Genomic DNA, 12635 nt, shown 5'->3' with positions numbered 1-12635 from the left:
GTCAGAAAGTGTGACGCGCTCGGTGCATATCGACCCGGTCATCGGTGACGGGCGCGCCCTCGGCTGCGAGTCGGGACAACTGACGATGGGCGAGGTGGGCGACGGGTTTGCCGGACGCCGGGACCACGCGGTGCCAGGGCAGGTCGGAACTGTCGGTCCGCATGATCCATCCGACGGTGCGAGGGCTGGACATCCCTGCCGCGTCGGCGATGTCGCCGTAAGTTGCCACGCACCCGGGGGGAATCGACGCGACCAGGGCGCGGACGTGCTCGATCTGAGCGTCTGTCGTCACCATGCCTACAACACTTTCCTGACCAGTTCGGCCGTACTCGCGGGCATCGCCTGGTCGATCATGTGGTCGCAGTCGAGTTCGAGCATCGTCAGATGCGGTCCGAGTTGCTCGGCCAGCGCTGTTCGGAACGCGTCCGAGGTGTAGGCGGGACGAACCCGGCCTGCACGTGCGAGGACCGTGGGTAGGTGGCTGGGTGGCAGCACGAACTCACGTGCGAGTTCGCCCCACGACGCCACCAGTGCAGGTACGCAGTAACGCCAGTTCACCCGGCCGGAATCGAGTGCGACCAGGTGTTCCGCGATCTCGGCATCGAGAAGCTCCGGGGCCACCTGGCCCCAGTCGCCGTGTACCTTCTCCGAACGAGCCTCGGCCGCATCCGTGTAATCGGGAAACCGCACGGTGAGATCTGCGATCTCGAGTAGTCGGTCGGGTGGCAGTGCGATCGCAGGATCGAGTAGAACGAGTGCCCGGACACGGTCGGGTTCTGCCGCGGCGAGGTGGAGCGCCAGTGCGCCACCGAACGAGTGTCCGACCACCGTGACGGGCTCGCGGGTGTGAGCGTCGAGAACACCCAGCAGATCGTGGACGTGGGATTCGAAACTCCACGGCGGCTCCCACGGCGACCGGCCGTGGCCCCGCAGATCCGGTGCGATCATGCGGAGATCCGGAAGGTGCCGCTCGGCCAGGTTCTGCCAGCGTCTGCCGTGGCCGGTCAGGCCGTGCAGAGCCAGCACCCCAGGGCCGTCGGAGGGGCCGAACAGATGTGTGTGGAGGGGCGATGCGGAGGCGCTCACCTCGTTCACTATGGCATCCCGGGTGCGGCCACGGGCGACCGAGGCGGTGCGCCGCCCTGTCGGACCCATCTGCTGGGATGTCGATATGACCGACGCCGATCTCCGTACCGGACTGCGTGGAGCGCCCGAGCGCCCGCGCCGCGCGGCCGCGCGGCTCGTCCGGCGGCCGGAGGACACGTCCACGGCCCGGAAGTGGACGCAGGATGTCCAACAGGTCTTCGCCGACGCTCCGCCCGCGTCGCAATGGCGGCCATGGCAGGTCCTCGGTGGTCCGGGTACCGGAAAGACGTCCTTGCTCGTGGATCTTGCGGTGCATCGCATCGCGTCGGGGGCTCAACCCGACTCGGTGCTCGTGCTCACCCACTCTCGGCGTGCCGCCACCGCGGTGCGAGAGGCGATCACCGCGGGACTGCTCAGTGTCGGGGCGGCAACCGACCCACGTGCCACCCGCGAGCCGCTCGTCCGCACGGTCCACTCCTATGCGTTCGCTGTGCTGCGCTTGCAGGCTTCCGCACACGGAAATCCTCCCCCGCGGTTGATCACGGGTGCCGAGCAGGACGCCGTTCTGCGTGAGCTGTTGCGCGGCGACATCGACGACGGCGCGACGATGTGGCCGGAGCGTCTCAGGCCCGCACTCGGCATGACCGGTTTCGCCGTGGAACTGCGCGATCTGATGTTGCGGGCAAACGAGCGCGGTCTCGGCCCCGAAGACCTCGTCGAGCTCGGTGAACGTCGTGAACGCCCAGAATGGGTGGCGGCCGGGTTGTTCGCGCAGCGGTACGAGCAGGTGATGCTCCTGCGCGGAGCAGTAGGGCTCGAAGCTCCTGAAGCCACGGCTCCGGCACTCGACGCCGCAGAACTCGTGGGCGCAGCGCTGGCGGCGTTCGCGACCGATCCCGAGTTGCTTGCGGGGGAGCGCAGCCGCATCCGGCATCTCCTCGTCGACGACGCCCAGCATCTCGATCCGCAGGCCGCGCACCTCGTGCGGGTCATCGGCACGGGTACACGTACGAGCACGATCGCGGGAGACCCGGATCAGAGTGTGTTCACCTTCCGCGGAGCCGACCCGGAGTTCCTCACCGGACTCGCCGAGCACGATCCGCAGCGACGCATCATCCTGGGCACCGATTTCCGTGCAGCAGCGGCCATCGCGTCCGTCACCGGCGCGATAGCCGGACGTCTTCCCGGGCTTCCGCCGCACCGCGGCGCCTCGGTACCCGATGCTGCCGTCCCCGGCGAGAGTGCGCAGCTGCCCGATCCGGCAGGCGCACCGGGACAGGTGCGCGTGGCGGTGATGTCGTCCCAGGCCAAGGAAGCTGCCGTCGTCGCCGACGCTCTGCGACGTGCCCATCTGATCGACGGGGTGCCGTGGTCGAAGATGGCCGTCATCGTCCGATCCGTTCCGCGTGTGCTCGCGCCACTTCGCCGCGCACTTCTCGCAGCCGGTGTGCCGATGACCACTGCTGCATCCGAACTGCCGCTCGCCAGGCAGCACAGCGTCGCGGGGATGCTGCTGGTGTTGAGGGCGGTCTCCGAACGCCGCTTCGGTCCCGAGGAAGCGCTTGCGTTGTTGTCGGGTCCGGTCGGTGGCGCCGAGCCGGTTGCGCTGCGTCGGCTCCGGCGCGGATTGCGTCGGGCCGAACTCGCATCCGAAGGCGACCGGGACTCCGCCGAACTCCTCCGAACCCTGCTCGTCGAGGATTCCGCCGAATCCGACCGTCTGATGCGAGGCCTGACCGACGTGGAGGCCGCTCCGCTGAAACGGGTGCTGTCGGTGGTGGCCGAGGCGCGATCGGCGTTGCTGCGCGGCGGTGGTCTGGAGGACGTGCTGTGGGCGGCGTGGCAGGCGACAGGCCTCGAACGGCGCTGGGTAGCGGCGTCCGCGCGCGGCGGTCCGGTCGGTGCGCAAGCCGACCGCGACCTCGACGCCGTGGTGGCGCTGTTCGACGCGGCAGCAGACTACGTAGACCGGCTTCCGCGCGCCCAGATCTCCGGATTCGTCGACTACCTCACCGAACAGGAGATTCCGGGCACGGTGCGCAGCCGTGCCGCAGCAGAATCCGAGGCCGTCACCATCTCGAGCGCGCACTCTGCGGCGGGACGGGAGTGGGATGTCGTCGCGGTCGCCGGCGTGCAGGAAGGGTTGTGGCCGAGCCTGCGGGCGCGTGGCACCTTGCTCGGTATCGAAGCGCTCATCGACGCGGTGTCCGGGGCCGACGGCGGCGATGGCAGCAGCACCCGGCTCTCGCGTACAGCGCCTCTGCTCGCCGACGAGCGGCGGTTGTTCCTCGTCGCCTGCAGTCGTGCCCGCACGAGCCTACTCGTGACCGCGGTCGATTCGGTCGGCGGCGACACCGAACTCGTGCGGTCGCGGTTCGTCGACGAACTCCTCGGGTCCGACGACCAGAGCACCTCCGATGAGCCGTCGGTGCCCGACGAAGTGCGCACGCGGGTGCTCGCGTTGCCGACGCTCGTCGCGGAATTGCGTTCCGTCGTGTGCGATCCGGTGCTCGCGCTGCACGAACCCGACCGCGTGCATCGTGCTGCCGTTCAACTCGCCAGGCTCGCTCGCGCAGGAGTGCAAGGGGCTCACCCCGAAAAGTGGTACGGCACAGCAGATCCGAGTACCGACTTGTCGCTGTGGGAACCGGACGATGCGGTACGCCTGTCGCCCTCCACCGTCGAACAGCTCGTCACGTGCCCGCTGCGCTGGATGTTCGAACGACACGGCGGATCCGACGGCGAGAATTCGCACGCGGTGACGGGCACTCTCGTGCACACCCTCGTCCAGGCGCTCGCGGGGCGAATCCCTCCGGACCGGATCGATCAGGCGCTCGAGAACGCCTGGAGTTCCGTCGACCTCGGTTCCGACTGGTATGCGCGTCGCGAACTCGAACGCACGCGCAGAATGCTCGACACCTTCTCGACCTGGCTGCAGGGAACCCGCAGCGAACTCGAGGAAGTGGGAGTCGAGGTCACTGTCGACGGCATGATCGAACCTCGTGAGGCAGGCGCGCCCCGCGTCCGGCTTCGCGGGCGCATCGACCGGCTCGAACGCGACCCCGAGGGCCGTCCCGTGGTGGTCGACGTCAAGACCGCGAAGAATCCCGTGTCGAAGGACGCCGCGCGCGACCACGCGCAATTGGCGACCTATCAGGTGGCAGTCGCCGAGGGTGCCGTCGAGGGCGAACCCGCCGCGACACCGGGCGGGGCGCGATTGGTCTTCGTGGCCAAGCCTCACAACAAGGAAGGGGCTACTCAGCGGGTTCAGCCACCCCTCGACCAGGAAGGGCTCGAGCACTGGCGCGGCGTGATCCACGAAGCGGCGGCCGCGACCCGCGGACCGCAGTTCCTGGCGCAGGTCAACGACGGGTGCCGGCATTGTCCGGTCCAATCGAGTTGTCCCGCACACGATGAAGGCAGGCAGGTGACCGGATGAGCCCGGACCGGGTGAGCGCGGAGCAACTTGCCGAGGCACTCGGCCAACCACCGCCGACCACCGAACAGACCGCGGTCATCGAGGCGCCGATGGGCCCGGCCCTCGTCGTGGCCGGCGCGGGGGCAGGCAAGACGGAAACCATGGCGGCGCGGGTGGTATGGCTCGTCGCGAACGGCGTCGTGGAGCCCGAACAGGTCCTCGGTCTGACCTTCACACGCAAGGCCGCGCAACAGCTGACCACCAGGATCCGTCGGCGGCTCGCGAAACTGGCCGGGTCACCGCTGGTCCGCGACCTCGACCCCACAGGTGGTCTTCGCAATCGGATCCTGGGCAGCGAGCCAGAGGTCGGGACGTACCACGCATACGCGGGGCGCCTGCTCGGCGAGCACGGGCTGTTGCTGCCGATCGAGCCGTCGGCGGCGTTGCTCTCGGAAACCGAGCTGTGGCAGATCGCGCACCGTGTGGTCAGCGCGTGGGACGGCGAGCTCGACACCGATCGGAACCCCGCGTCGGTCACCGAAACCGTCCTCGCGCTGTCCGGTCAGCTCGCCGAGCACCTCGTCGATCCCGAACAGCTGGCCGAAGCGCATACCGAACTCGGCAAGCTGATCCACACCTTGCCGGGTGGGCCGGGACAACGGGGTGGGCCGTCGAAGACGCTCCTCGGCTACCTCGAGACACAGGACGCCCGCGTGCAACTGCTTCCGCTGGTACAGCGGCTCGCCGAAACCCTGCGCCGTGAAGGTGCGCTCGACTTCGGTAGTCAGATGTCGCTCGCGGCACGCGTTGCCCGCGATCACGCGGAAGTCGGAGCAGGCGAACGCGAGCGATTCCGTGTGGTCCTGCTCGACGAGTATCAGGACACCGGACACGCTCAGCGGATCCTGCTGTCGGCACTGTTCGGCGGTGGCCAGGACGGTGGTCTTGCCGTCACGGCAGTGGGAGATCCGATGCAGTCGATCTACGGGTGGCGCGGAGCCTCTGCCGCGAATCTTCCGCGCTTCGCAACCGATTTCGAACTCCCCGACGGCGAACCCGCACCGAAGCTGGAACTTCTGACCAGCTGGCGCAATCCGCCGGAGGCGCTCGAACTCGCCAACGTGTCGTCCGAGCCGCTGCGCGAGCGCGGCGTAGCCGTGAGCAGGTTGAGGTCGCGTCCCGATGCGGTGCCCGGCGACGTGCGGATCGCCATGCACCGCGACGTCGACGCCGAGCGCAGGTGGGTGGCCGACCGGATCGAAGCCGAGTACGCGGCCGCGCGCGCCGAGAATGTTCCGCCGCCCACAGCTGCGGTTCTGGTGCGCCGCAACGCCGATGCAGCACCGATGGCAGAGGCGCTCCGTGCCCGCGGATTGCCTGTCGAGGTGGTGGGTCTCGGTGGTCTTCTGCACACACCCGAAGTCGCCGACGTGCTTGCGATGCTGCGTCTGGCCGCAGACCCGATGGCAGGCAGTGCCGCCGTACGGGTCCTGACCGGCGCACGGTGGCAGCTGGGCGCCGCAGATCTACGTGCTCTGTGGCGCAGAGCGCAGGAACTGGCGATCACCGGCCGGCACGGCGTCACCGGTGCTGTCACCGATCCTGACGCCCTCGACGACGCTCTCGACTCGGCTCTGCCCGGTGAGTACGCCGATCAGGCCGGGCTGGCGGATGCGATCTCCGACCCCGGGCGGCCGGAGCAGTATTCGAAGTTCGGATTCGCGCGGATCACGGCGCTGGCCCGCGAGCTCGCCTCGTTGCGCGAACGACTGGGGCAACCGCTGACCGAGCTCGTAGCCGAGGTCGAACGCGTCCTCGGCATCGGTATCGAGGCGCAGGCCCGGGTCGGCAGCAACAGCGGAGTGGCAGGTCGCGAACACCTGGACGCCTTCGCAGACGTCGTTGCGTCCTTTGCCGGTCGCGGCCATGCGACATTGCCCGGTCTGCTCGCCTACCTGTCGGCAGCCGAAGAGATCGAACAAGGACTCACCCCGGGGGAGGTCGAGGTCGATCCCGAGCGGGTGCAGATCCTCACGGTGCATTCGGCGAAGGGCCTCGAATGGCAGGTAGTGGCCGTCCCACACGTGAGTACCGGAATCTTCCCGTCGACGACCGGACTGTCGACGTGGCTCGGTGCGCTCGCCGAACTCCCGCCTGCGCTCCGTGGCGACCGTGCTCAACCGGGTGACGAACCGGGCGGGGGTACCGACGGTGTACCGGTGCTCGATCTCGACGACGTCTCGGACCGCAAGATGGTCGAGAATGCGATCGATGCCCACAAGGACGCACTCAAACGGCGTAAGCACGATGAGGACAGGAGACTGTTCTACGTTGCGCTGACCCGGACGGAGCGGGCGCTGTACGTGTCCGGACACCACTGGGCCGACACCGGGTCGGAGCCCAAGGGCCCGTCGGAGTTCCTCACAGAGCTGCATGCGCTGCTGACCGAACGCCCGGAACTCGGCGTGATCGATCAGTGGGACTCCGCACCCGAGCCGGGCACCGCCAATCCGATGACCGAGACGCCGCGCAGCGCTGTGTGGCCACGCGACCCCCTCGGATCGAGGCGCGCCGACGTCGAACGCGGTGCTGCGCTGGTCCTCGACGCCGTTGCCGCCGGCGAACCCGAGCCGCTCGACCAGCCCGAGGACGACCCCGACGAGTGGGCGGCAGACGTCGATGCGCTGCTTGCGGAACGCGACCAGCGCGCTGAACGCGGTGCCGAAGTGGTGATGCCCGCACAGCTGTCGGTCAGCCAGCTCGTGGATCTTGCCGCGGATCCGGACGCTCTCGCGGCACGCCTGCGCCGGCCCCTGCCGTTTCGGCCCAACCCGCTCGCGCGGCGGGGAACGGCGTTCCACGCGTGGCTCGAACGTCGCTTCGGTGCAACCCGGCTGCTCGACCTGGACGAACTGCCCGGCGCCGACGACGAAGGCGGCGACGAATCCGACTTCGACAGGTTGCAGGAAGCGTTCCTGCGGTCGTCCTGGGCCGCCCGGAATCCGATCGAGGTCGAGGTACCTTTCGAAACGTCCTTGGCCGGCACTGTGATCCGCGGGCGGATCGACGCGGTCTTCGAGGATCCGGACGGCGGATGGACGGTCATCGACTGGAAGACCGGCGCCGAACCGGACGCCGACAAGCTCGCCTCGGTGGGGATGCAGCTTGCGGCCTACCGGCTGGCGTGGGCGAGATTGATGGCGGCGAGGACCGCGCGTATCACCGGGCGCCCCGCCGACATTCCTCTCGACAAGGTCCGTGCGGCATTCCATTATGTGAGGACGGGCCGGACGGTGGCGCCCGACGATCTGCCCGGCGCAGACTTCCTCGAACGGCTCGTGCGGTCTGCCGGCGCCGAGAACGGGTGAGAGTGATGTCGACGTTCGTATTGTTGCCCGGCGCGGGCTCCGATTCGTGGTACTGGCATCTGGTGGTGCCGTTGCTTGCGCAGCACGGACACACGGCGATGCCGGTCGACCTTCCGTACGGCGACGATCAGGCCGACCAGCGCACCTATGCCGACATCGTGGTCGCCGCGATCAGAGGTGCCGAGGGACCGCTGATCGTCGTGGGACAGTCGATGTCGGCGTTCACCGCAGTACTCGTCGCCGAGCGTGTTCCCGTCGACGAACTGATCCTGGTGGCACCGATGATCCCCGCACCCGGCGAATCACCCGGACTGTGGTGGGGCAACGTCGGGCACGAGGAGGCCAAGCGCACCCAGGACGTCCTCGACGGACGTGATCCCGACGCGGCACCCGATCCTCTGGAACTGTTCTTCCACGATGTGCCTGCGGAGTTGCGCGACGAAGCGTTCGCGCGTGAGGAGAGTCGGTTGTCGGACAAGGCTTTCGAACCGCGGTGGGAGGCGGAGAGTTGGCCCGACGTGCCGGTGAGAGTGGTCGCCGGGCGCCACGACCGGCTCTTTCCGCTTCCGTTCCTCACCAGGTTGGCGAACGACAGGCTCGGCGTCGAACCGGAGACGGTCGACAGCGGACATCTGCCCGCGCTCGTGTGTCCGTCGGAGCTCACCGAACTCCTACTGGCGCGCCGTTAGGGGGAGAGTCACCTCCCGGCGGTACGCCGGACCTTCAACGCTTCGGTGACGAGTGGGATCTGCAGGGGAAGTCGAGCCACCGCGACCGCCTTTGCAGCGGGGGAGACACGGTTGCTTCGAAGCCAGCTCACCGCCATCTGCACGTTCGCAGGAAACACGGCGACGAACAAGAACGCGGCAAGGGTGCCACCGAGCCGGCGGGTGCGGGGGACCGCCAGCGTCGCCGCGACGGCCAGCTCGGCGACGCCCGACGCGTAGGTGTAGTGGCGAGCCTCGCCCGGTAACTGTTTCGGCACGATGCTGTCGAACTGCGCGGGCAGGACGAAGTGCATGACACCGGCGCCGGTGAGGAGCGCGGCAAGCCGCAGCGCGGGGCCACGGGAACGTTGCGTGGACATGCACGTCACACTAGCGCCCGGCGCGTAGGCTGCCGTTCTGGTCGGTGCGACACCCCTGCCGGCCGGTAACTCCCCGACAGGCATTCGAGATTCAGTGATGGAGGCTCCCCGTGCGTAATCACACCGTCGTGATCGGCTACGGCACCAAGGGGCATACTGCCGTCGACGCGATGCTCGGCGACGGGGTTCCCCCGTCCGAGATCGTGGTGGTGGACACCGACCCGCGCGTGCTCGAGGCCGCCGAGCGGCAGGGGCTCGTCACGGTGCAGGGCTCGGCGACCAAGTCCGATGTGCTGCGACTCGCGGGTGTCCAGCACGCCGCCGCAGTTATCGTCGCGGCGAACCGCGACGACACCGCGGTCCTGGTGACTCTCAGCGCGCGGGAGATCGCGCCGAAGGCGAAGATCGTCGCAGCGATCCGCGAATCGGAGAACACCCACCTGATGCGACAGTCGGGCGCTGATTCGGTGGTGATCTCGTCCGAGACCGCGGGCCGGCTTCTCGGGATCGCCACGACCACCCCGAACGTCGTCGAGATGATCGAAGATCTGCTGACACCCGAGGCGGGTTTCGCGATCGCTGAACGTGATGTGGACGAGAGCGAAGTGGGGGGCTCACCCCGTCATCTCAAGGACATCGTCCTGGCGGTGGTGCGCGACGGCCGCATGTGGAGGATCGGGTCTCCGGAGATCGATGCGATCGAGCCCGGCGACAAACTCCTGTACATCCGGCTGGTGTCCGGTTCGGCTTCCGGAGCGATGCGCGGTTAGTGTGCACGGTGTGACGGCTTTCGCATTGGGTGAGACACCGCTGTTGTCGCGCACCGTCGTCGACCGTGCCGAGGAACTGCGATCCGACGTCGACGCGCTTCGCGCCGGATGGGCAACAGCGAAGCTCTTGCGGATCGATCGCCGAGGCCAGGCGCCTGTCGTCGGATCGGTTCTCGTGCTGGCCGAGGCCACCGAACTGGGGCCGGAACCTGTATCCGGAGCAGTGTTCCTCGGGATTCGCGACGGTCTGCACGTGTGGGCGGTCCGTGTGCTCGCACAGACCGGAACGGTCGCCGACCTCCGCCGGGTGGGCGAAGATCTCGGTGATGCCGACGCCGATCTGATGGTCAGTGCAGTGGCGCTGCTGAACTGGCACGACCAGGCCGCGTTCAGCGCTGTCGACGGTTCCCCCAGCGAGCCCACGGTCGCCGGCTGGTCGAGGATCAGCACCGTGACCGGTCACGAGGAATTCCCCCGAACCGATCCGGCCATCATCTGTCTCGTCCACGACGGCGATGGCCGGGTCCTGCTTGCCCGCCAGCCGTCGTGGCCCGAGCGCCGCTTCTCCGTGCTGGCGGGATTCGTCGAGGCAGGGGAGTCGCTCGAAGCCTGCGTGGTTCGTGAGATCCGCGAAGAGGTCGGTGTCGACGTCCACGACGTGCAGTACCTCGGAAGTCAGCCGTGGCCGTTCCCGCGCTCGCTGATGCTCGGGTTCTCCGCAGTGGCGGATCCGGACCAGAGGGTCGAGTTCCTGGACGGAGAGATCGCTGAGGCACGGTGGTTCACGCGCGAGGAAGTGCGCGCTGCCCTCGCCGTAGGCGACTGGGCGTCGCCGGAAGACGCACCGTTGTTGCTGCCCGGCTCGATCTCGATCGCGCGCGGACTGATCTCCGGCTGGGTCAACGGCTGATCACCGTATCGGTACGGCGTATTCCGTCCAGCGCGACTTCGACCATGCGGTCGGCGTAGTCGGCCGTCAGTGGCCCGGTACGGAACAACCATCGCTGGGTCAGAGGCGAGAAGATCGCGTCGAGTGCGGCGTCGAGGTCGAGGTCGTCCGGTAGCTGACCGGATTCCTGTGCCGTTCGGAGTCGTTGCTTCTTCATCTCTCGTGTGGGTGCCTCGAACCGCCGCAGATACTCCTCGGCGAGTGCGTCGTCGGTGAGGACCGCGACGGTCAGTGCGCGGAGGGGTTTCTCGAATGCGGGGTCGTGTAGTTCCTCGATCGACGCGCGCATCACCGTTTTCAGGTCCGCGTCGAGGTCGCCGGTGTCGGGTAAGCCCGGCGAATTCTCGGAATCGCCGGTGTTCTTGCGGAGGAATGCGTCGAGGAGCACCGCCCCCTTGGACGGCCACCACCGGTAGATCGTCTGCTTCCCGACACCGGCGCGTGTGGCGATTGCTTCGATCGAGAGGCGCGCGTAGCCGACTTCGGCCACGAGTTCGACGGCCGCATCGAGTATTGCGGTGTGGGAGGCGGCGCTGCGTCGCGAACGGTCCGGTTCGATGGAGGGCATGGCGCGATCATACGTTCCAGTCGAGACGAGACGGACCGTATTGACTCGCGCAAGGGGCGGGGTTACCATTTCGATCATAACGAGACGGAACGTCTCGTCTTATTTCGAGGAGGTGCAAATGACTCGATCGGATACGCGGGAGCGCGTGTGGTTCGTCACCGGAGCGAGCCGCGGTCTGGGTAGGGCATTCGTCGATGAAGCGCTCGCGGCGGGCGACCGTGTGGTCGCCGTCTCCCGCACGATCGACACCGTCACCGATCTCGACGACGACAGAGTGCTCAGGCTTCCCGTCGACGTCACCGACCGCGCGGCGGTCTTCGGGGCGGTCGATACCGCCGTCGAACGTTTCGGTCGCATCGACATCGCGATCAACAACGCCGGAACCATGTGGTCGGGATTCGTCGAGGAATTCGACGAAGCGCAGGTGCGCGCTCAGATCGAGACGAACTTTTTCGGGGCGCTATGGGTGAGCCAGGCGGTGGCGGGTGTGATGCGGCGCCAGCGAGGTGGCCACCTCGTGCAGATCTCGAGCATCGGCGGTGTCGTCACCGGACCGACCTCCGGAATCTACAGCGCGAGCAAGTTCGCACTGGAAGGCGCGAGTGAGGCACTTGCTGCGGAACTTGCGGGCTTCGGCGTCGACGTCACCATCGTCGAACCCGGCGGATACTGGACCGACCTCTACACCGGGATGGGATTCACCGAGCCGTCCGACGACTACGCGCAGCTCCGCGCCGACATCGCCGAACAGTTCGCCGATGCCAGTATCGACAGCGAGCCGGCCCTTGCTGCAACGGCGATCAGCGCACTCGTGGACAGTGATGCGCCGCCATTGCGTCTCATTCTGGGCAGCGCGGTCCTCGACGCGGCCATCGACGCAGCGAAACAGCGTGTCGACACCTGGTCGGCGTGGCAGGAGGTGAGCCGGGCGGCAGAATCGGCTGTCCCGGCTCCCGGTGGATGAGTGCTCACCGAATGAGTCGGGCGGTGCAGTTCCGTGACCCGCACCGCCCGACCCGACCGGCCGATCTACAGACCCAGCGCCCGCTTGACGGCGGACAGCGGCGGATTGGTTGCGGTCGTCCCGTCCGCGTACTTCACCGTCGGGACGACATGGTTTCCGTCGTTGACGCTGCCGACGAACTCCGCGGCAGCGGGGTCGGACTCGATGTCGATCTCGGCGTAGCCGATGCCGTTCTCGTCGAGTTGCTTCTTGAGGCGCTTGCAGTACCCGCACCATGTGGTCGAGTAGATGGTGAGCGCGTGCGTGTCGGCGGTCGAAATATCGGAGGTCGTCATGACGGCGACAACGTCGCGCAGCCCCCGATCTGTTCCCTTTCCCCTCGAATGTGTTCTCGGGCACAGTTGGCACGCACGGTGATGATGCCG

10 protein-coding genes and 1 pseudogene are annotated in these 12635 nt (G+C 67.9%); 6 read left to right on the top strand and 5 right to left on the bottom strand.

The features are described from left to right. Position 1 precedes the first annotated feature (1 nt). Both MWU77_RS09760 and MWU77_RS09755 read right to left on the bottom strand, forming a co-directional pair. The gene (locus MWU77_RS09760; protein ID WP_247273543.1) at positions 2-295 is read right to left on the bottom strand and encodes an MGMT family protein; all 294 of its coding nucleotides are present in this window, start codon (positions 293-295) and stop codon (positions 2-4) included. Between the two features lie 2 nt (positions 296-297). After that, positions 298-1086 (bottom strand): alpha/beta hydrolase, encoded by a 789-nt coding sequence (locus tag MWU77_RS09755; protein WP_247273542.1) that lies wholly within the window; start codon positions 1084-1086, stop codon positions 298-300. 85 nt (positions 1087-1171) lie between these two features. Between MWU77_RS09755 and MWU77_RS09750 the strand changes: the two genes are divergently transcribed. Genes MWU77_RS09750 through MWU77_RS09740 form a run of 3 tightly spaced genes read left to right on the top strand, consistent with a single transcriptional unit; the run spans position 1172 to position 8561 of the window. Beyond that, positions 1172-4525, top strand: a complete 3354-nt coding sequence (locus MWU77_RS09750; RefSeq protein ID WP_169685918.1) for an ATP-dependent DNA helicase — start codon at positions 1172-1174, stop codon at positions 4523-4525. After that, positions 4522-7872, top strand: coding sequence for an ATP-dependent helicase (locus tag MWU77_RS09745; protein ID WP_169685920.1), 3351 nt, complete (start codon positions 4522-4524; stop codon positions 7870-7872). Before MWU77_RS09750 ends, MWU77_RS09745 begins: the two co-directional genes overlap by 4 nt. Before the next feature lie 5 nt (positions 7873-7877). After that, positions 7878-8561 (top strand): alpha/beta fold hydrolase, encoded by a 684-nt coding sequence (locus MWU77_RS09740; protein ID WP_169685922.1) that lies wholly within the window; start codon positions 7878-7880, stop codon positions 8559-8561. An 8-nt stretch (positions 8562-8569) separates the two neighbouring features. Here MWU77_RS09740 and MWU77_RS09735 read toward each other — a convergent pair whose 3' ends face one another. After that, on the bottom strand, positions 8570-8959 hold the full coding sequence (locus tag MWU77_RS09735) for a hypothetical protein (RefSeq protein WP_169685924.1): 390 nt from the start codon (positions 8957-8959) through the stop codon (positions 8570-8572). A gap of 74 nt (positions 8960-9033) precedes the next feature. Here MWU77_RS09735 and MWU77_RS09730 point away from each other — a divergent pair. Both MWU77_RS09730 and nudC read left to right on the top strand, forming a co-directional pair. Further along, positions 9034-9729: pseudogene (locus MWU77_RS09730) on the top strand (TrkA family potassium uptake protein); the annotation flags it as partial. Positions 9730-9739: 10 nt separating this feature from the next. Beyond that, complete coding sequence (nudC, locus tag MWU77_RS09725) at positions 9740-10639, top strand: NAD(+) diphosphatase (RefSeq protein ID WP_169685926.1); 900 nt, start codon at positions 9740-9742, stop codon at positions 10637-10639. Here nudC and MWU77_RS09720 read toward each other — a convergent pair. After that, on the bottom strand, positions 10629-11246 hold the full coding sequence (locus MWU77_RS09720) for a TetR/AcrR family transcriptional regulator (protein ID WP_169685928.1): 618 nt from the start codon (positions 11244-11246) through the stop codon (positions 10629-10631). The genes nudC and MWU77_RS09720 overlap by 11 nt on opposite strands. Before the next feature lie 118 nt (positions 11247-11364). On the opposite strand from MWU77_RS09720, the gene MWU77_RS09715 reads away from it, so the two are divergent. Further along, entirely contained in the window at positions 11365-12210 is an 846-nt protein-coding gene (locus MWU77_RS09715) for an SDR family NAD(P)-dependent oxidoreductase (RefSeq protein WP_169685930.1), read from the top strand. Positions 12211-12275: 65 nt separating this feature from the next. Here the strand turns inward: MWU77_RS09715 and MWU77_RS09710 are convergent, their stop codons facing one another. Beyond that, entirely contained in the window at positions 12276-12545 is a 270-nt protein-coding gene (locus MWU77_RS09710) for a mycoredoxin (protein ID WP_169686808.1), read from the bottom strand. Between the last annotated feature and the right edge of the window lie 90 nt (positions 12546-12635).

Source organism: Rhodococcus sp. F64268, from assembly GCF_023015605.1.
In the GTDB taxonomy this organism is placed as follows: domain Bacteria; phylum Actinomycetota; class Actinomycetes; order Mycobacteriales; family Mycobacteriaceae; genus Rhodococcus.
This window is presented reverse-complemented; position numbering and strand designations above follow the sequence as displayed.